The sequence below is a fragment of the Rathayibacter sp. AC451 genome (genome assembly GCF_979253095.1).
Genome location: NZ_CEEDBD010000001.1, coordinates 2746993 through 2766479 on the forward strand (window position 1 = coordinate 2746993; position 19487 = coordinate 2766479).

Below are 19487 nucleotides of genomic sequence, written 5' to 3' on the forward strand. Positions count from 1 at the left end.
TCCATCTGCTGAGCGAAGGTTTCACGTGAAACGACCCGATTCCGACGTGACCGGACAGGCCGGGGGTTTCGACTCCTCCACTCCCCTGGCCCGCGAGATCGCCGATATGACCCGTCGACGAGCGTTGCTCAACGCACAGCCTCTGCCGAAGCCGGAGTCGACCAGGGTGATCACGATCTCGAACCAGAAGGGCGGGGTCGGCAAGACGACGACCACCGTCAACCTGGCGGCGGGGCTGGCGCGCGGTGACGCCAAGGTTCTCGTCATCGACCTCGACCCCCAGGGCAATGCGTCGACCGCGCTGGGCATCGAGCACCGCGCGGACACGCGCAGCGTCTACGACGTGATCGTGAACGACACCCCGCTGGCCGAAGTGGTCCAGAAGAGCCCGGAGTTCGATTCTCTGTACGGCGTTCCGGCGACGATCCATCTCGCCGGCGCCGAGATCGAGCTCGTGTCCCTCGTGGCGCGCGAGCAGCGCCTCCGTCGAGCGCTCGATCGGATGCTCGAGGGCATGGACGACCCGTTCGACTACGTGTTCATCGACTGCCCGCCGTCGCTCGGGCTCCTGACGATCAACGCCTTCGTCGCCGCCCGCGAGGTGCTGATCCCGATCCAGTGCGAGTACTACGCACTCGAAGGTCTCAGTCAGCTGTTGAAGAACATCGACCTGATCGAGCGTCACCTCAATCCCAACCTCGCGGTCTCGACGATCCTGCTGACCATGTTCGACGGCAGGACGAACCTCTCGCATCAGGTCGCCGCGGACGTGCGCGAGCACTTCCCGAAGGAAGTGCTGAGGGCGGTCATCCCGCGGAACGTGCGCATCTCGGAGGCACCGAGCTACGGGCAGAGCGTGATCACCTACGACCCGCAGTCCTCCGGCTCGCTGGCCTACCTGGAGGCCGCTGCGGAGATCGCACGCCGAGGTGCACGGAAGGCCGCTACCACCGAGAACGAAGGGCAGGCACGCTGATGGCGACGAAGCGCACAGGACTGGGCCGTGGAATCGGCTCGCTGATCCCGACCAGCGACGAGACGCGGTCGCGACCCGTCGACGTCTTCTTCCCGGACCAGAACCTCGGCGTGGAGCCGGCCGACGATCTGCTGGATGTCCCCGGTGCGCGGTTGGCACGACTCCCCCTCGAGGACATCGTGCCGAATGCTGCGCAGCCCCGTGCGGTCTTCGACCAGGACGATCTCGCCGAGCTGGTCCACAGTGTCCGCGAGTTCGGGGTGCTGCAGCCGATCGTCGTGCGTCCGGTGTCGGGCCGCGGTGGTGCGAAGTTCGAGCTCGTCATGGGGGAGCGTCGGTTCCGTGCGTCGAAGGCGGCAGGACTGACGACGATCCCGGCCGTCATCAAGGACACCGCAGACGAGAACATGCTCCGTGATGCTCTGCTCGAGAATCTGCACAGGGCGGAGCTGAACCCCCTCGAGGAGGCGTCCGCCTACCAGCAGCTCCTGAGTGACTTCGGAATCACGCAGGAGGCGCTCGCGTCCCGGCTCGGGCGATCCCGTCCGCAGATCTCGAACACGCTCCGGTTGCTCCGCCTGCCTGCGGACGTGCAGGCACGGGTGGCTGCCGGAGTGCTCACCGCGGGACATGCTCGTGCGGTGCTGTCGCTCGAGGATGTCGATCAGATGCGCCGGCTCGCGGACAAGATCGTGAACGAAGACCTGTCGGTCCGCGCCGCTGAGGCTGCGGCGGCGCAGATGAAGAAGCCGCGGACGTCGGTCCGGGAGTTGCCCGAGGAGCGTGGGGGACACGCTGGACACCTCAGCTCGATCGCGGATCACCTCGGGGATCGCCTGAACACTCGCGTGAAGGTGACTCTGGGGGCTCGCAAAGGCCAGATGGTCATCGACTTCGCCACTATTCAGGACTTGAACCGCATTCTGGCCGAGATCGGCGAGCCGTCCGAAGTGTCTCTTGCCCCGTAGCTCTCTGATGTTTCACGTGAAACGCCCCGGTGGTCTCTCCCGCCGGGGCTTTTCTTCGCTCTGAGCAGATTCGCCCGATGCGTCAGAGAGGCTTGCTCACAGAGCCGACGCCTCGTTGAAGGGAGCTCCCGCGTGCGCGGATCCTATAAGGCTTGCGCGCCAAGCTGGTGAGAGACTCCTTCATCTCCGTTTCACGTGAAACGTTCGGACAGATGCAGCGCATCCCGAGATCTGCAATGGATCGGCCTCATGGCGCCTTGACCGATCGGCTCCTCCCTCACGTCGGACGGTGCACAGCGGTCCGCGGTTGCACACAAGCGATCTGAAGAGTGCTTCGTGGTTCCGGACTGGGACGCTCAAGAGCCATCGCCAGACCGATGTTTCACGTGGAACGCTCGAGCGCCGCGGCTATCCCAGTTCGCACACGAAGTATGCCCGGCTGAGGCACCGTTTCACGTGAAACTTCGGCAGCGGGGATCACAGCTCGAAGGGCGTTCAGTCGCGCGAAGTGGTCAGCGCAGCGGCGAGATGTGCAAGCGTCGAGTAGACATCGCCGAGGAATCGGCCCGACGCCTCGATGGCCTGAGGGACGAGGGAGGTCTCGGTCATCCCGGGCAGTACGTTCGCATCGAAGAACCAGGGCGTGCCGTCTTCAGAGATGATGAAGTCGATGCGGGAGAGATGACGCAGGCCGAGGAGCTCGTGGATCTGCACTGCGGCGCGGGAGACCTCGGCGGTCGTTGAGGTGTCGAGCCGAGCGGGCGTGAAGAACCGAGTTTCACCGGCGTTGTACCGGGCGTCGAACGTGTACGAGCCTGCGACGGGCTCGATCTCGACTGGCGGAAGTGCGAGGGGCCCGTCTCCGAGATCGATGACACCGACAGAAACCTCCGTGCCGCGGACGAGCTGCTCGACGAGGACGACATCTCCGTACGTGTACGCCGAAACCATGGCCTGGGGGAGTTCGGAGTCTTCGTCGACGAGGGTGACCCCCTGTGCGGAACCGCCCTGTGCGGGCTTCACCACGAGGGCGCCGGGCAGCATCGCCCGGACCTGCGAGAGGATCGCCGCTGCGCCGAGTTCGCGGAAGGTGTCGCGGGGGAGCGTGAGTGAGTCCGGCGTGGCGAGTCCGGAACGACGCACCAGGGTCTTCGCGGTGGGCTTGGACCAAGCGAGTCGGGCTGAGTCCGCGTCGGACCCGACGTAGGGCAGGCCTGCAGCCTCGAGAAGCCCCAGCAGAGCTCCATCCTCTCCGCTGGCCCCGTGGACGGCCGGCCAGACGAGATCTGGTCGGCGGGAGACGAGGAACGGCAGCAGCTCGGCGTCGGGCTCGCGCGTCACGACACGGTGGCCCATGGCGACGAGCCGATCTCTGACGCGGCGCCCGGAGCGGAGCGAGACGTCCCGCTCGTGGCTGATGCCTCCGCTGACCACGACGATGTCGAGTGCGCGGGACCCGATGGAGAAATCGGTCATGACCAGGCCTTTTTCGGGATCGCGAAGCGGACGGGCATCGTCACGCGACGCTCGGAGGAAGGGTGTGCGCCGGACGGCCGGCGTCGGCGGTCCGCAGAGCTCCCGTGCCGGCGAAGGTCGTGAGGAGGTCGAGTTCGCCGTCGATAACCTTGGCGAGCCGCCTGATCCCCTCGGTGATCCGGTCCGGCGTCGGATAGCAGAAGGAGAGTCGGATGTTGCGGCGTCCGTCTCCGTTCCCGTAGAAAGCGGTACCGGGTGTGTAGGCCACGAGCTCCTTCACGGCCCGGGGCAGCATGGCCTTCGAGTCGAGCCCGTCGGGAAGCGTCACCCAGACGTAGAAGCCGCCGCTCGGATCCGTCCAGGTGAGAGACGGCAGGTGGGTCTCGAGTCCGCGCAGCATCGCTTCCTTGCGCTCCCGGTACACGCCCCGGAAGATGTCGATCTGACCCTTCCAGTCCGCGGAGTCGAGGTACTTCGAGATGACCAGTTGACTGAACGACGAGGGACTGAGTACCGCGGCCTCGTTCGCGAGGATCAGACGCTCGCGGATGGCGTGCGGCGCGAGAGCCCAACCGACCCGGAAGCCGGGGGCGAGGGTCTTCGAGAAGGTACCCAGGTAGACGACGCCGTCCTCTTCGAGCGACCGCATCGCTTTGGGTGGCGCTCCGTCGAAGTACAGGAGGCCGTACGGGTTGTCCTCGAGAACGAGGATCCCCTCGCTCTTGCAGATCTCGAGGATCTCGACGCGCCGCTCCCAGCTGAGGGTGACTCCCGCGGGATTGTGGAAGGTGGGGATCGTGTACAGGAACTTGATCCGCTTGCCGGAGGAACGCACGCGAGCGATGTGCTCCCGCAGGGCCGCGGGGATCAGGCCGTGCTCGTCCATGGCGACGTGCTCGATCTCGGCCTGATAGGACCGGAAGATCACCATGGCGGTCACATAGCTGGGTCCCTCGGACAGGACGACATCGCCGGGATCGAGGAAGATCTTCGAGAAGAGCTCGAGGGCGTGCTGCGATCCGGTGGTGACGACCACGTCGTCCGCGCTGGCCGAGATGCCCTCGAGCGCCATGACCTCGAGGATCTGCTCGCGCAGCTTCGGCACCCCCTGGCCCGATCCGTACTGCAGCGCGACCGGGCCCTGCTCGCGCATGACGGAGTCGATGGCACTGCTGACGAGATCCTGCGGGAGTGCGGCGACGTACGGCATGCCGCCCGCGAGCGAGACGACCTCGGGTCGGGATGCCACAGCGAACAGTGCTCGGACCTCGCTGGCGGCGAGGCCGGCTGTGCGCTCCGCGTAGGAGTCGTACCAGGGGTCGAGAGTGGTTCCGTGGTTGATCACGATCACGTCGCTTCGGTCGTCGGGCGGGGAGTCCGGTGCGGAGGCCGGGGTTGATCCACCCTATCCGGGAGGTCCGACGGCGGGTCGGGTCACGGCGGCTCCACTCCGGTGCGGGTGGACCGTCCGGTGTTTCACGTGAAACGCTCTCGAACGGCACGAAGCCCCCGTCTCCCGGAGGAGACGAGGGCTTCGGCGATCCGATCGGGAATGATCAGAGGAAGGCGGCGAGGTCGGCCTCGAGGGCCGGCTTCGGCTTGGCGCCGATGACGGTCTTGACGACCTCACCCTTCTGGTAGACCTTCATCGCGGGGATCGACGTGATCTGGTACTTGGCCGCGGTCTGCGGGTTCTCGTCGACGTTCAGCTTGACGATCTCGATCTTGTCGCCGTGCTCGGCCGAGATCTGGTCGAGGATCGGCGAGACCATGCGGCAGGGGCCGCACCACTCGGCCCAGAAGTCGACGAGGACGGTCTTCTCGGAGTCGAGGACGTCGGACTGGAACGAGGCGTCGGTGACGCTCTTCGCGGTGGACATAGGGATTCTCCTTCGTGAGCCGGACGAGCCGGTTCCACTCGTGGTGATGGGGTGGGTCAGCGGGTGACGAGTTCGGCTTCGACCGATGCGTCGACCTGGGGGGTGCCCTCGGTGTGGGCGGTGCCGTCGGCGAGCGCGGCGAGGTAGTGCTCCGCGTCGAGGGCGGCGACCGTTCCGGAGGCGGCGGCGGTGACGGCCTGACGGTAGGTCGGGTCGATGACGTCGCCCGCGGCGAAGACGCCGGGAACGGAGGTCTGCGAGGAGCGGCCGACGACCGAGATGGTGCCGTCGGTCGTCAGGTCGAGCTTCCCGTGGACGATGTGGGTCCGCGGGTCGTTGCCGATCGCGATGAAGAGCCCGTCGATGTCGAGTCGCGACTCGGTGCCGTCGACCGTGTTGCGGAGCTTGGCGCCGTTGACGTGGCTCTCACCGGCGATGCCGGTCACCTCGGAGTTCCAGACGAACTCGATCTTCTCGTTGTCGTGGGCGCGCTTCTGCATCACCTTCGACGCGCGGAGGGTGTCCTTGCGGTGGATGACGTACACCTTCTCGGCGAACTTGGTGAGGAAGGTCGCCTCCTCCATCGCCGAGTCGCCGCCGCCGACGACCGCGATCGTCTTCCCCTTGAAGAAGAAGCCGTCGCAGGTGGCGCACCATGAGACACCGTGTCCCGACAGGCGCTCCTCGTCGTGGAGACCCAGCTTGCGGTACGCGGAGCCGGTGGCGACGACGACCGTCTTGGCCTGGATGCTCTCACCCGATCCGAGGTGGACCGTCTTCGTCTCTCCCTCGAGGTCGAGCCCGGCGACGTCGTCGTAGAACGTCGTCGCTCCGAAGCGCTCGGCCTGAGCCTGCATGGCGGCCATGAGCTCGGGTCCGAGGATGCCCTGGGGGAAGCCGGGGAAGTTCTCGACCTCGGTGGTGTTCATGAGGTCGCCGCCGATCTCGACCGAGGAGGCGACCACGATCGGCTTCAGGTCGGCGCGGGCCGCGTAGATGGCGGCGGTCCAGCCGGCGGGGCCGGATCCGATGATGACGATGTCCTGCACGGCAACTCCTGAGGTCTGTGCTGAGCGGGGGCTGATCGGGGGACGGCGCCCGAAGTGCTGCGCCGTCGTCTTGCTGGGTCTTCGTCGTGCACCGCCAGCGCGGTGCACCGTGTTCGTCTCGCCTGCGGAGCCCGGATCCGGTCGCTCGGTCGTTCCCGGCTCCACGGGCTACAACACATCCTAGGCGGGGCTATTCCAGCCCCGGGCGGGCACTCGGCCGCCGATCAGGGTCGAGGGAAACACTTCTTCGCGGATCCACCGATCCGAGCTCTGACCTGGTTTTCCTCTCTCCTCGTCACAGCCGGCCCCTGCCGGCGGCTCGGACGACGCGAGATCCACACGGTGAACCAGGCCGAGGCCGCGAAGAGTGACGTCAGGGCGACGACGTAGAACACCACCGCGATGCCTCCCCCGGGGAGGATCGGCGGATCCGCCAGGCGGGGGTCGAGGAACGGGTACGGGTACCAGACCTGCTCGTGCTTCATCTGGTCGTAGACGAGCGGGGCCCGCAGCACCGTGTAGGCGAACCAGGCGATCGGGACCGCCAGGACACCCGGGATCACTCCCCAGGACAACCGGCGGCGGCCCGGAGCGAACAGCCAGTCGAGCACGAGCGCGAGCGGGGCGACGACGTGCATCACCTCGTTCGTCCACTCCAGCGGTGCGCCGGCACCGGTGACCACCGTGCCGCGCAGGAGCAGGTTGTAGACCACTCCGATGACCACCATGCAGGCGACCACGCCCGCCCGCAGCCACGAGAACCAGCGCGGGTCCGGGAGCCGATCCCGCGCGAGGAGGACCGCTCCGATCAGGAGCACGACGGCCGCCGCCAGACAGGTCTCGACCGTGATGTAGCTGAAGAAGTTCACGACGAGGGTCGCGCGGTCGCGGAACCGGGCCTCGACCCAGAAGGAGTAGGAGTCGAGGAAGCTCACGACGGTCGCCGCGAGGATCGCGACGGCGACGAGCAGTCGGACGAGGACGAAGGTGGAGCGCATCGCGCCTTCCGGATCGGCGGGTGAGGAGGAGCGGCTCTGCCGGACGCCTCCACCCTTGCACGTGGCGCGCCGCCGTGCACCTGCTCGGCGGCGGCCCCGCGACCCCCTCTCCGCTGCGGCTAGCGGCCCAGGCGGCGGAGGACGGGAGCGGCCATCAGGCGCAGCTCCGGGTTGCGGACGACCCAGAGGATGCCGAAGTAGACGACCGCCATCGCGACGCCGGTGAGGATCATCGACAGGAGCGCCTCCAGCACACCGCTCGTCGGGTAGCCGTCGTTCTGCGCGAGGACGAACATGACGAGCACTCCCGCACCGATCGCAGGGAGCGTCGCGAGGGTGAACTGCGCGAAGCGGAAGACGATCCGGGTGCCGCCCCAGCCGCCGAGCTTGCGGCGGAGGAGGACGCAGGCGAGCAGCGACTGCACGGCGACTCCGACCGAGATCGAGGACGCGACGAAGATCGTCGTGAACTCCGGCGGGAGCCCGAAGGCGAGGAGGCAGCCGATGGTGATCACCACCGCCTGCACGAGCGTGTAGAAGAACGGCGTCCGACCGTCGTTGAGGGCGTAGAACGCGCGCTGGACGATCGCGAGCGTGGAGAAAAGGGGAGGACGACCACGTGGGCGGTGATGATCTGGGCCATCTGGAAGGTGTCGCCGGGATCCGAGGAGAACATCCTGGCGAACGAGGTGGCGCAGACCACGAGGGCGGCGGCGCAGAAGAAGAGGAGGAGGCCGACCACGCGGATCGACGTCGAGACGTCGCGGCGGAAGTCGGTCATCTCGCCGCGCGAGGCGTGCCCGCTCATCTTGGTGAAGTACGCCGTCGCGATCGACACGGCGACGATGGAGTGCGGCAGCATGAAGACCAGCCAGGCCTTCTGCAGGGCGGTGGCGGAGGCGTTCTCACCGGAGGCGCCGCTGACCACGTTGTTCTCGAGGAATCCGACGGCGACGGTCAGCAGGAGGGTCGCGAAGGTCCAGCCGGCGATGCGGCCCGCGCGGCTGAGCCCGACGCCGCGGAAGTGGAAGTCGGGGCGGTAGCGCAGCCCCACCCGCTTCCAGAAGAAGACCAGCAGGATCGCCTGCAGTGCGACTCCGAGGGTCGCGGAGCCGGCGAGGAGCGTGATCATCGCCGGAGTCCAGTCGGTGGCGAGGAGATCGCCCTCGGTGTCCGATCCGAACAGCTGCTGGAAGGCGATCAGGCCGGCGATGGTCACGACGTTGTTGACGACCGGGGTCCAGGTGAACGGACCGAAGGACCCGCGGGCGTTCAGGACCTCGCCGAGGATCGTGTAGAGCCCGTAGAAGAAGACCTGCGGGAGGCACCAGTAGGCGAACGTGACCGCGAGCCGGGTCTGCTCCGGTCCGAACTGCCCCGCGGCGAGCTGGACGAGCAGCGGAGCCGCGAGCGTGGCGACGGCGGCCGCGGCGACGAGCACGAGAAGAGCGAGCGTCAGGAGCTTGTCGATGTACTTGCGCCCGCCGTCGGCCTGCAGGCCCGCCCGCACGATCTGCGGCACCAGGACGGCGTTCAGAGCACCGCCCGCGAGGATCGCGTAGATCGTGTTGGGCAGCCCGTTGGCGACGGTGAACGCATCCGACCCCTGACCCGTGAGTCCGATGGTCTGGGTGAAGACCAGCGACATGACGAAGCCGAGGATGCGCGAGACCATCGTGCCGGAGGCGAGGACGGCGCTCGCGCGTCCGAGGGAGAAGCTAGCCACGCGGGTCCGTTCGTTCGTCGAGGCCGGGTTGGACGGCGAGGGGGGCGTTGGGGTCCTCGTCGTCCTCCTCCGGAGCTGCGCCGCCACGGCGGCGGCGGCGGATGTTGCGGAGGATGCCGGCGCCGAAGACCACGACGAGGACGAGACCCAGGACGAGGGTCCCGACGGTCTCCCAGTCGGCCCTCACGCTCGTCCCGACGCTCGCCGGGGCGCCGATCGGCGTGCCGTCGAGGGCGGTGAGCTGCATCCGGAGCGTCGTCTCGCCACTGCCGACCCGGGCCTTCACGGGGATGAGCACCCGGCCCTGGGAGCGGCCGTCGATGGCGGTGGGCTCGACCGAGCTCTCGTCGATGTCGAGCACGGCGTTCGACGTGGAGGCGCTGATCTCGACCGAGACGGGCCACGGCAGGTCGTTGCGGACGTACACGGGGATGCTCGAGTCGCGGGAGACCTGGAGGAGGGTGCTGGTCGCCTCGATCGAGACCGAGCCGAGCGTCGTGTCGGCCATGTCGACGCTCCCGGTGACGGCCTCGTCCCAGCCTGCCTCGTCCTCGCGCCAGACGACGGCGAGGAGGGCGAGCAGGTCGTTGCGGCGCTTCCCGCTCAACAGCTGCGGGTCGGTGAGCACCGCCGAGAAGGCCTCGACGCGGGAGGCGGCGGTGAGGAGGTCGGAGACCCGCTCGAGACGCTCCTCGGACTCCGGTGCGTCGACGAGGACCACGTCGTCGGTCGCGGGGACGGCGAGGGCGGCGCCGAGCGAGGTGCCCTCGGCCCAGGGCAGCCGGTCGAGAGCGTCGAGCGTCTGCGCGAGCCGGACGCCGTCGACCGCCGCCCCGCGCTCGAGCGCGAGGACGACGCGGGGAACCTCCCCTTCGCGCTGGACCTGGGCGAGATCGACGGTGAGCGCTGTCATGTGCGCGCGCCACTCCGCGTCGGTCGTCGCCGTCGCCGCCCCGTCGAGGGCGGTCGAGAGGGCGCTGTCCGTGATGACGACGTCGTGCCCGTCGATGACCGCGCGCGTGGCGGTCCCCGTCGCGGACGGGAGCTCGAGATTCGCGGAGGCGACGGCGGTGCGGTTCATGCCGCTCGTGGCATAGACGGCGAGGTCCTCGGCGCGGACGGTCAGATCGTCGGGCCAGGCGAGGCTGCCGACGGTGGGCGACCAGCGGAAGTCCAGGAGCGACTCCGCCGTGGGACGCGGCTCGAGCTCCTCGCCGGCGGGCGCCTCGGTCGGCGTCGGCTCGGGAGTGGCTCCCGGAGCCGGTGTGGTCGCGGGCTCGGCGAAGAGGGCGGCGTCGATGCCGTACTCGAACGAGGTGGGGGGTGAGGAGCGTCGACAGGCCCGACTGGGCCTGGGCCGCGACGTCCGCATCGGCGTAAGCCAGGGGGAACACCTCGTTGGGCGCGGCCTCCAGGCGGTCGAGCCACGAGACGGCCGACTCGGGTGCCGATTCGCCCAGGATCCGGATCGACGCGAGGATCCGCGGGTCGACCCCGATCGCGACTCCGCGGCCGATGACGGAGTCGAGCTGGCGCGAGAGGGTGCCGGTGGACTGCGTGTAGTCCTGGAGCGCGTCGGCGGGGATGAGGCCGTCGCTGCTGCCGGGCACGGTGAGGGGGACGAGGACGTCGACGCCGGTCTCCTCTCCGGACGGCACGCCGTCGGTCAGCTCGACCGCCGTGCGCGCCGTGGCGACGGTGCCGCCCGGACCGGTCACGGTGACGGCGACGGCGTGGGTGCCGCGGGCGCTCGGATCGGAGGAGAAGGGGATGCCTGCCGCGGGCACCGTCAGCGGCACCTGCGCGGAGCTCGACGGCAGCAGGCGGACGTCGGCGCCGTCGCCGACGGGCGAGCCCGCGTCGTCGTCCTCTCCCCCGAGCCAGTCCGCGAGCTCGGCTCGCGAGTCGAGGGTGTCGGAGTCGATCGTCACCTCGATGCGGGCGCCGTCGATCGTCTCGGTCGTGCCGTTGCGCACCGAGACCGACATCTGCAGGTCCTGGCCCGGGAAGAGGACGCCGTCGTCCGCGGCGCCGACGGTGGCGGTCACGATCCCCTCGGCCGGCTCCTCGGCCAGGGGCGAGGCTGTGGTGCCGGGCGTCGGCGTGGTCGCGAGAGCCGGCGGCGCGACCCCCACGAGCGCGACGGCGAGAGCCGCCGCGCCGACGGCGCGGAGCAGCTGCGGGACCGCGAGGCGGTCGGAGAGAGTGGGGCCGCGCCGATGCATCGAACTCACTCGGCCTCCATGCGGCTGATTCTACGTGCAGGCCCGCGGCGGACGACGGCGGGCGTGGCGGGACCGGTAACCGGCTAAACAGGTTAGGGCCTCTCCCGGCCCCCTTCTCCAGCCGTGCGCCGCGACTACACTCGTGCGAATGCACAGCGTCCAGGCCGCCCTCGAGACCCTCCGTGCTCTGGCGGCGACGCCGACCGTGGCGCGACTGGCGGAGGCGTTCGCCGCCCAGGGGCACGAGCTCGCCCTGGTGGGCGGTCCCGTCCGCGACGCGTTCCTGGGGCACGGAGTGCACGACCTCGACTTCACCACCTCGGCGCGCCCGGACGACATCGAGCGCGTCGTCGCTCCCATCGCCGAGGCGCACTGGGACATCGGCCGAGCGTTCGGCACCATCGGCGCTCGGATCGCGGGCGAGACGGTCGAGATCACGACCTACCGCAGCGACAGCTACGACGGAGTCAGCCGCAAGCCCGAGGTCGAGTTCGGCGACACCCTCGAGGGCGACCTGGTGCGGCGGGACTTCACGGTGAACGCGATGGCGCTCCGGATCCCGGAGGTCGTCCTCGTCGATCCCTCAGGGGGTGTGGAGGACCTGCTGGCCGGCCGCCTGCGCACGCCCGCCGACGCCGACGTGTCCTTCGGCGACGATCCGCTCCGCATGCTGCGGGGCGCCCGCTTCACGTCGCAGCTGGGGTTCCGCACCACCGAGGAGGTCGAGTGGGCGATGGCCGAGCTCGCACCGCGCATCCGGGACGTCTCGGCCGAGCGGGTGCAGGAGGAGCTGCGCAAGCTGCTGTCCACCGCGTCCCCGCGCGCGGGCCTGGAGCTCCTCGTCGACACCGGTCTAGCCGGTTACTTCCTCCCGGAGCTGCCCGCCCTGCGCCTGGAGCAGGACGAGCACCACCACCACAAGGACGTCTACGTGCACAGCCTGACCGTGCTGGAGCAGGCGATCTCGCTCGAGGAGTCGCGGAACCCCGGAGCGGCCCCGGACGTCGTGCTGCGCCTCGCCGCGCTGCTGCACGACATCGGCAAGCCCGCGACGCGCCGCCTCGAGGCCGGCGGCGCCGTGAGCTTCCACCACCACGACCTCGTCGGGTCCAAGCTGGCGATCAAGCGGATGCGCGCGCTCAAGTTCGACAAGCAGTCGACGACCGAGGTGGCCCGGCTGATCGAGCTGCACCTGCGGTTCTTCGGCTACACCGACGGCGCCTGGACCGACTCCGCCGTGCGCCGCTACGTGACGGACGCCGGGCCCCTGCTCGAGCGGCTGCACATCCTCACGCGGGCCGACGTGACCACGCGCAACAAGCGCAAGGCCGACCGGCTGGCGCACGCGTACGACGACCTCGAGACGCGCATCGCCGAGCTCGCCGAGAAGGAGGAGCTCGCGTCCAAGCGGCCCGACCTCGACGGCACCGCGATCATGCGGATCCTCGACCTGCCGCCGGGGCCGGAGGTCGGTGCGGCGTACCGCTTCCTGCTCGAGCTGCGGCTCGAGGAGGGACCGCTGGGCGAGGAGCTCGCGACGCAGCGGCTGAAGGAGTGGTGGGCGGCGCGCTGAGCCGCATCGCCGATCCGCATCGCTGATCCGCCGGCCCGGGGTACCCGGTCGGGCCGCCGGATCGGGCGCAGATCTCCCGACCGCGGGAACGGCCGCGGTGGTAAGGTGTCCAGGTTGTCCACGACCAGACGCACTCGCGTCCGCGGGAGGTGGGCAGATGCTACATACCCTCCTGTCACGGAAATACCGTGGCCGTTCAGTCCGAAGGAGGTGGGTTAGTGACGCATCAGTACGAAATCATGGTCATCCTGGACCCCGAGATCGATGAGCGCACCGTCGCTCCGAGTCTCGACAAGTTCCTCAACGTCATCCGCACCGATGGTGGATCCATCGACAAGGTGGACGTCTGGGGCCGTCGTCGTCTGGCGTACGAGATCAACAAGAAGTCCGAGGGCATCTACGCCGTCGTCGACTTCACGTCGACCTCTGCCGCTGCGAACGAGCTCGACCGTCAGCTGAAGCTGTCCGAGGCCGTCATGCGCACCAAGGTGCTGCGGGCCGAAGAGGGCATTGCCCAGGTCGCCGCCGCTGCGAAGCTCGCCGACGAGAAGGCCGCCCGCAAGGCTGCCAAGGCCTCGGCCGCTCCCAAGGCGTAGCGCTCATGGCCGGCGAGACGATCATCACCGTGGTGGGGAACCTCACCTCCGACCCCGAGCTGCGCTACACGCAGAACGGGCTCGCGGTCGCGAACTTCACCATCGCCTCCACTCCGCGCACCTTCGACCGTCAGGCGAACGACTGGAAGGACGGCGAAGCGCTGTTCCTCCGGGCCTCCGTCTGGCGCGAGTTCGCCGAGCACGTCGCGGGATCGCTGACCAAGGGGAGCCGCGTCATCGCGACCGGCCGCCTGAAGCAGCGCTCGTACGAGACGAAGGAAGGCGAGAAGCGCACCAGCATCGAGCTCGAGATCGACGAGATCGGTCCCTCGCTCCGCTACGCGACCGCACAGGTCACGCGTGCCTCCGGTGGAGGCGCGGGCGGCGGACGCGGACAGGTCGGCGGAGGTCAGGGCGCGAGCCAGGGCGGACAGGGCGGCTTCGGCGGCAACCAGGGGGGCTCCGGCGGCAACGCGGGAGGCAACCGCGGTGGCCAGGCCGAGGAGCCGTGGGCGCCGAGCGCGCCGGCCGGTGGCGACGTCTGGAGCACGCCGGGCAGCTACAACGACGAGACTCCGTTCTGAGCCTCGGGCTCGGACGCGACCTCACCTGAATCACGCTCTCTCCGCACGCCGCACGAGCGGCCGCGGAGGGGGGCGAACCAGAATCTAAGGAAACCACTATGGCTGGAAAGAGCAGCGGCGACCGCCGCAAGCCGATCCGCGGCAAGGGCGCGAAGAACGCGGCCCCCGCGAAGTCGGTCCGCGTGGGTGTCATCGACTACAAGGATGTCGCGACCCTCCGCAAGTTCATCTCGGAGCGCGGGAAGATCCGCGCCCGTCGTATCACCGGCGTCTCCGTCCAGGAGCAGCGCCTCATCGCCCGTGCCGTCAAGAACGCCCGCGAGATGGCGCTCCTGCCCTACGCCGGCAGCGGAAGGTAGGTAACGGTATGTCCAAGGTCATCCTGACCCACGAGGTCGACGGTCTCGGCTCCGCCGGTGACGTCGTCGACGTCAAGAACGGCTACGCCCGCAACTTCCTCATCCCGCAGGGCTTCGGCGTCGCGTGGACCCGTGGAGGCGAGAAGCAGGTCGAGCAGATCAAGTCGGCCCGCGCCGCGCGCGAGCACAAGACGATCGAAGAGGCGCAGCACACCAAGCAGGTCCTCGAGGCCAACCGGGTGAAGCTCACCGTCAAGGCGGGCCGCGACGGCCGCCTGTTCGGCTCGGTCAAGACGAGCGACATCGCCACCGCTGTGGCGGCCGCCGGCTTCGGCGACCTCGACAAGCGCAAGATCGTCATCGCGAACGCGATCAAGACGGTCGGCGAGCACGAGGCCGTGGTGCGTCTGCGCGACGACATCCAGGCCACCGTGAAGCTCCAGGTGGTCGCGGCCAAGTAAGGCCGCGAGACACGCCTCGAAGGGCGGTGCGGCGGGATCTCCGGGTCCTGCTGCACCGCCCTTCGTCGTCCCGTTCTCCACAGCTCCATCCACATACACCCAATCGCGGGGACAACCTTCAACGTGGTCTGGAGACTCTTTTCCACACACACCTGTGGAATGAGGTAAAGCCCAGGTCAAAGGGTAGAAAAAAGATCACCAGGGCTCACGATTCCACAGGATTCTCCACATGTTCCCCACACGTGGTCCGGCGTTTCACCACAGTTGTCCACAGTTTCCTCCACAGGGCGGTTTGACCGTGGCGGCGAGCGGTACGTAGTGTGGCGCAGCGCCCCGCGAGGGGAGCGGGTCGAGGCGTCCGGACGACCGGCGCCGACGCTGTCGGAGGTCGCTGGTAGACCGGATCCGACGCACGTGATCACGGCTCGGCCGGCGGTCCTACCGTTCCCGCGAGGCACCCCACGACAGGAGGCGAAGGCATGACGATCGCGCACCTGGCGGTTCCCGGTTCGGACGGACGGAGCGAGGCTCGAGGCGAGGGCCGGGGCGACTCCCCGCGCCACGAGCGCACCCCTCCGCACGACCTGCTCGCCGAGCAGTCGGCACTCGGAGGCATGCTGCTCTCGAAGGACGCGGTCGCCGACGTCGTCGAGAGCGTCAAGGCAACCGACTTCTACATCCCCAAGCACGAGATCGTCTTCGACGCGATCCTGCAGCTCTACTCGCACGGAGAGCCGACCGACGTCATCGCGGTCACCGACGAGCTCACCAAGCAGGGCGAGCTGCAGCGCGCGGGCGGCGCCGACTACCTGCACTCGCTCACCGCGATGGTGCCGACGGCCGCGAACGCCGGCTACTACGCCTCGATCGTCGCCGAACGCGCACTGCTGCGGCGCCTCGTCGAGGCCGGCACCCGCATCGTGCAGATGGGCTACCAGGGCGAGGGCGAGGTCCTCGATCTCGTCAACACCGCGCAGGCCGAGATCTACAACGTCACCGGGTCCGAGGCGGCTGAGGACTACGTTCCGCTGACCGACGCGGTCACCGTCGCCATCGACGAGATCGAGGCGGCCGCGCACAAGGACGGCGCCTTCACCGGCGTGCCGACCGGCTTCGCCGACCTCGATGACCTCACCAACGGATTCCACCCGGGCCAGATGATCATCGTCGCCGCGCGACCCGCGCTCGGAAAGTCGACGCTCGCCCTCGACTTCGCCCGCGCCGCCGCGATCAAGCACCAGATGCCGACGATCTTCTTCTCTCTCGAGATGGGGCGCAGCGAGATCGCGATGCGTCTGCTCTCGGCCGAGGCCTCCGTGCCGCTGCAGCACATGCGCAAGGGCACCGTCGACCAGCGCGACTGGACGACCATCGCATCCACCCGCGGCCGCATCAACGACGCTCCGCTCTACATCGACGATTCGCCCAACCTCACGCTCGTCGAGATCCGCGCGAAGTGCCGCCGGCTCAAGCAGCGCATCGGACTCAAGATGGTCGTCATCGACTACCTGCAGCTGATGACCTCGGGCAAGAAGGTCGAGAGCCGCCAGCAGGAGGTCTCGGAGTTCTCCCGTGCGCTCAAGCTCCTCGCGAAGGAGCTCCAGGTGCCGGTCATCGCGCTGTCGCAGCTGAACCGTGGTCCGGAGCAGCGTGCCGACAAGCTCCCCGCGATCTCCGACCTCCGCGAGTCCGGCTCGATCGAGCAGGACGCCGACATGGTGATCCTCCTGCACCGCGAGAGCGCGTACGAGAAGGACAACCCGCGCGCCGGCGAGGCCGACCTGATCGTGGCGAAGCACCGCAACGGCCCGACCCGCACGGTCACCGTGGGCTTCCACGGCCACTTCTCGCGCTTCGCCGACATCCCGGCGGTGTAGCGCCTGTGCCCGCACCCATCGACGACGTCCCCCTCGACGGGGAGGCCATCCGCCTGGGGCAGTTCCTGAAGTTCGCCGGGATCCTCGACTCGGGTGGCGAGGTGAAGGAGGCCGTTGCGGACGGACTCGTGAGCGTGAACGGCGAGGTCGACCGGCGTCGCGGGCGCCAGCTGGCGGTCGGCGACGTGGTCGGGTTCGGCGGGCGGCGATACCGCGTCACGGCGTGACAGCGAGCCTCCAGCACTGATCGTCCACCGGGCGGCGATGCAGGGGCGATCCCGTCCTGCTGAGGGCGGCGCGGTGCGCAGCCGTGGATGCTGTCAAGCAGAACCTCCGCGGGGGCGCGGGTGCCAGGCTCGGAGTACTTCGGCACCCGGGTGCTCCGCGTGATCCGCGCGGACCCGGACGTCGCCTCGCGGACGACAGGGGATCTTGCATGCAGGTAGGCATTCATTTCATGGACTTCACGCTGCCGGGAGGCAGCACGGGGATCGCTCCGATCCTGGGCGCCACGGCGCGGACGGCCGAGGACGTGGGCTGCGAGTGGTTCACGCTGATGGACCACTACTTCCAGATGGAGCAGTTCGCGACCAGCGAGGATCCGATGCTCGAGGGGTACACCTCGCTCGGGTTCCTCGCGGGGCGGACGGAGCGGCTCCGCCTGGGACTGCTCGTGACCGGAGTGACCTATCGGCACCCGGGGCTGCTCGCCAAGATCGTGACGACGCTCGACGTGCTGTCGGGCGGGCGGGCGATGCTCGGCATCGGCGCCGCCTGGTACGAGCGAGAGCACCTCGGGCTCGGCGTGCCGTACCCGCCGCTGAAGGAGCGGTTCGAGCGCCTCGAGGAGACGCTGCGGATCTGCCGGCAGATGTGGAGCGAGGACGACGGGCCGTTCGAGGGCGAGCACTACCGGCTGGCCGAGACGCTGAACCACCCGGAGCCGATCCAGAAGCCGGGTCCGCCGATCCTGATCGGCGGCGGGGGCGAGAAGAAGACGCTGCGGCTCGTGGCGCAGTACGGCGACGCGTGCAACCTGTTCGCGACGGGCGCCGAGGCGGTCGCGCACAAGCTGGACGTGCTGCGGCGCCACTGCGACGAGCTCGGGCGCGACTACGACGCGATCACGAAGACGATCATCGGCGGCGGGGATCCGATCGGCGACCCGGACGGCTTCGTGCGGGCGATGGAGGAGTACGCGGCGATCGGGATCACGCTGGTGGAGCTGGCGCCGCAGGGGCCGGACCCGGAGGGGTACGTGGCGCGGTTGGGCGAGAGCGTGATCGGGCGGCTGGGGGAGCTGGGCTAGCGTCCCGTCGTCTGCTGCCACCGGCGGCTCCCTTGCTGATCGAGTAGGCCGCGCGCGGCCGTATCGAGATCCGCGTTCCCGGGGTCTCGATACGCGCCTGCGGCGCTGCTCGACCAGCAGAAGACGCGCCTGCGGCGCTGCTCGACCAGCAGAAGACGCGCCTGCGGGGCTGGTCGCCCGGCAGAAGACGCGCCTGCGGGGCTGGTCGCCCGGCAGAAGACGCGCCTGCGGGGCTGCTCGATCGGCAGGAAGGGCGGCGCTACTCGACCAGCGGGGGGGCGGGACTACTCGACCGGCGCAGGCGCGGTCGGGCAACCGCAGGTCTCGCCGAGGACCAGGGTCGTCTGCAGGCGGACGTGGCGGACGGGAGCGTCGCTGTAGGTGTCGCCCAGGAGTTCGAACGCGATGCGCGCCATCTCGGGAACGGGCACGGCCACGGTGGTGACGCGCACCCCTCCGAGCAGCGCCTCCCGGATGCCGTCGAAGCCGACCACCGCGAGCTCGGACGGGACGTGGATCCCCTCCTGCGACGCGGCGCGGAGGAGGGCGAGTGCGTGCTCGTCGGTCGTCGCGAAGATGGCGCGGGGCCGCTCCTCGCGCAGCACGGAGCGGAGCGCCTGCTCGGAGGAGACGCGGTCCATCGGGACGCGGTGCAGGCGACCGCCGACTCCTGCCTCCGCGACCGCTCCGGCCCACGAGCGCGCGCGCAGGCCCGACGGACCGAAGTCGTCGGGTCCGGTGACGCAGTGCACGTCGTCGTAGCCGTGGGCGAGGAGGTGCTCGACGGCCGAGCGGGTGCCCTGCTCGTCGTCGAACACGACGCTCGGCTCGTCGCCCGTGGGCGGCGAGGAGTGCAGGAAGACGCGCGGGGCGGTGTCGGCGGCGCTCGCCGGATCGATCGTGACGAGCAGGACGCCCGCGGTGCGCAGGTCGGCGAAGGTGCGCTCGTAGCCGCGCTCGACCTCGGGCTCGTACTCGGTGTTGCCGAGCAGCGTCAGCAGCGAGCGTCGGCGGGCCTCGTGCTCGATGTGCCGCACCAGCTCGCCGAAGAAGGCGTTGGAGGAATCGGGGACGAGCAGGCCGACCAGACTCGAGCGGCCGATGCTGAGCGCCTCCGCCAGGGAGTTGCGGCGGTAGCCGAGCTCGGCGATGGCCTCCTCCACGCGCTGGCGGAGCTCCGCCGACACCGGGCGCGGTCCGTCGTTCACGACGTAGCTGACGACCGTGCTCGACGTCCCGGCCGCGCGCGCCACGTCGGCGAGCGTCGGTCGCCGGGGCCGGGGGGACATCCGGTCAGCCTAGGACACCCGAGCACCCCGACCGGGCCTGCGAAACCGCGCGCGACATCGGCTCCCACCGGTGCTCGCGCACGATGCCGGCCGAGGAGGAGTCGGGGCGGAGCACCTGCTGCGGGTCGTGCGGCGGGACCG

General features: G+C 69.4%; 17 protein-coding genes and 2 pseudogenes. 10 read left to right on the forward strand and 9 right to left on the reverse strand.

Translation table 11 applies throughout. From position 1 onward, the window contains the following. Nucleotides 1–25: 25 nt before the first annotated feature. Both AC0CID_RS13150 and AC0CID_RS13155 read left to right on the forward strand, forming a co-directional pair. Nucleotides 26–976 carry a ParA family protein gene (locus AC0CID_RS13150; protein WP_465227142.1) on the forward strand — a complete coding sequence of 317 codons (951 nt, stop codon included), beginning with the start codon at nucleotides 26–28 and terminating at the stop codon, nucleotides 974–976. After that, nucleotides 976–1944: a ParB/RepB/Spo0J family partition protein gene (locus AC0CID_RS13155; RefSeq protein ID WP_207403322.1), complete on the forward strand. Its 969-nt coding sequence runs from the start codon at nucleotides 976–978 to the stop codon at nucleotides 1942–1944. Before AC0CID_RS13150 ends, AC0CID_RS13155 begins: the two co-directional genes overlap by 1 nt. Nucleotides 1945–2439: 495 nt before the next feature. On the opposite strand, the gene AC0CID_RS13160 is transcribed toward AC0CID_RS13155, so the two are convergent. From AC0CID_RS13160 to AC0CID_RS13195, 8 genes and pseudogenes are all read right to left on the reverse strand, one after another. Continuing rightward, on the reverse strand, nucleotides 2440–3420 hold the full coding sequence (locus AC0CID_RS13160) for a D-alanine--D-alanine ligase family protein (RefSeq protein ID WP_465227143.1): 981 nt from the start codon (nucleotides 3418–3420) through the stop codon (nucleotides 2440–2442). A gap of 40 nt (nucleotides 3421–3460) precedes the next feature. After that, nucleotides 3461–4762, reverse strand: coding sequence for an aminotransferase-like domain-containing protein (locus tag AC0CID_RS13165; RefSeq protein ID WP_465228103.1), 1302 nt, complete (start codon nucleotides 4760–4762; stop codon nucleotides 3461–3463). Between the two features lie 214 nt (nucleotides 4763–4976). After that, complete coding sequence (gene trxA, locus AC0CID_RS13170) at nucleotides 4977–5300, reverse strand: thioredoxin (protein WP_055784535.1); 324 nt, start codon at nucleotides 5298–5300, stop codon at nucleotides 4977–4979. Between the two features lie 56 nt (nucleotides 5301–5356). After that, nucleotides 5357–6349 carry a thioredoxin-disulfide reductase gene (trxB, locus tag AC0CID_RS13175; protein WP_465227144.1) on the reverse strand — a complete coding sequence of 331 codons (993 nt, stop codon included), beginning with the start codon at nucleotides 6347–6349 and terminating at the stop codon, nucleotides 5357–5359. A 224-nt stretch (nucleotides 6350–6573) separates the two neighbouring features. Then, nucleotides 6574–7347: a Pr6Pr family membrane protein gene (locus AC0CID_RS13180; RefSeq protein WP_465227145.1), complete on the reverse strand. Its 774-nt coding sequence runs from the start codon at nucleotides 7345–7347 to the stop codon at nucleotides 6574–6576. A 119-nt stretch (nucleotides 7348–7466) separates the two neighbouring features. After that, nucleotides 7467–9022 (reverse strand): annotated as a pseudogene (gene murJ, locus AC0CID_RS13185) (murein biosynthesis integral membrane protein MurJ). 43 nt (nucleotides 9023–9065) lie between these two features. Then, the gene (locus AC0CID_RS13190) at nucleotides 9066–10445 is read right to left on the reverse strand and encodes a DUF6049 family protein (RefSeq protein WP_465227146.1); all 1380 of its coding nucleotides are present in this window, start codon (nucleotides 10443–10445) and stop codon (nucleotides 9066–9068) included. Between the two features lie 16 nt (nucleotides 10446–10461). Further along, nucleotides 10462–11298: pseudogene (locus AC0CID_RS13195) on the reverse strand (DUF6049 family protein); the annotation flags it as partial. 148 nt (nucleotides 11299–11446) lie between these two features. Between AC0CID_RS13195 and AC0CID_RS13200 the strand changes: the two are divergent. The 8 genes from AC0CID_RS13200 (at nucleotide 11447) to AC0CID_RS13235 (ending at nucleotide 18057) form a co-directional block, all read left to right on the forward strand. After that, nucleotides 11447–12871, forward strand: a complete 1425-nt coding sequence (locus tag AC0CID_RS13200; RefSeq protein ID WP_465227147.1) for a CCA tRNA nucleotidyltransferase — start codon at nucleotides 11447–11449, stop codon at nucleotides 12869–12871. A gap of 218 nt (nucleotides 12872–13089) precedes the next feature. Continuing rightward, entirely contained in the window at nucleotides 13090–13467 is a 378-nt protein-coding gene (gene rpsF, locus AC0CID_RS13205) for a 30S ribosomal protein S6 (protein ID WP_068207796.1), read from the forward strand. Nucleotides 13468–13472: 5 nt separating this feature from the next. Next, complete coding sequence (locus tag AC0CID_RS13210) at nucleotides 13473–14051, forward strand: single-stranded DNA-binding protein (RefSeq protein ID WP_207403328.1); 579 nt, start codon at nucleotides 13473–13475, stop codon at nucleotides 14049–14051. 98 nt (nucleotides 14052–14149) lie between these two features. Continuing rightward, the gene (gene rpsR, locus AC0CID_RS13215; RefSeq protein ID WP_055784551.1) at nucleotides 14150–14410 is read left to right on the forward strand and encodes a 30S ribosomal protein S18; all 261 of its coding nucleotides are present in this window, start codon (nucleotides 14150–14152) and stop codon (nucleotides 14408–14410) included. Nucleotides 14411–14418: 8 nt separating this feature from the next. After that, a complete protein-coding gene (rplI, locus tag AC0CID_RS13220) occupies nucleotides 14419–14871 on the forward strand; it encodes a 50S ribosomal protein L9 (protein WP_207403329.1) in 453 nt (150 codons plus the stop codon). A gap of 479 nt (nucleotides 14872–15350) precedes the next feature. Then, nucleotides 15351–16748 carry a replicative DNA helicase gene (dnaB, locus tag AC0CID_RS13225; RefSeq protein WP_465227148.1) on the forward strand — a complete coding sequence of 466 codons (1398 nt, stop codon included), beginning with the start codon at nucleotides 15351–15353 and terminating at the stop codon, nucleotides 16746–16748. Nucleotides 16749–16753: 5 nt separating this feature from the next. Then, a complete protein-coding gene (locus AC0CID_RS13230; RefSeq protein ID WP_465227149.1) occupies nucleotides 16754–16975 on the forward strand; it encodes an RNA-binding S4 domain-containing protein in 222 nt (73 codons plus the stop codon). A 230-nt stretch (nucleotides 16976–17205) separates the two neighbouring features. Continuing rightward, nucleotides 17206–18057 carry an LLM class F420-dependent oxidoreductase gene (locus tag AC0CID_RS13235; protein ID WP_465227150.1) on the forward strand — a complete coding sequence of 284 codons (852 nt, stop codon included), beginning with the start codon at nucleotides 17206–17208 and terminating at the stop codon, nucleotides 18055–18057. Between the two features lie 284 nt (nucleotides 18058–18341). Here AC0CID_RS13235 and AC0CID_RS13240 read toward each other — a convergent pair whose 3' ends face one another. After that, on the reverse strand, nucleotides 18342–19346 hold the full coding sequence (locus tag AC0CID_RS13240; RefSeq protein ID WP_465227151.1) for a LacI family DNA-binding transcriptional regulator: 1005 nt from the start codon (nucleotides 19344–19346) through the stop codon (nucleotides 18342–18344). Nucleotides 19347–19487: the final 141 nt, after the last annotated feature.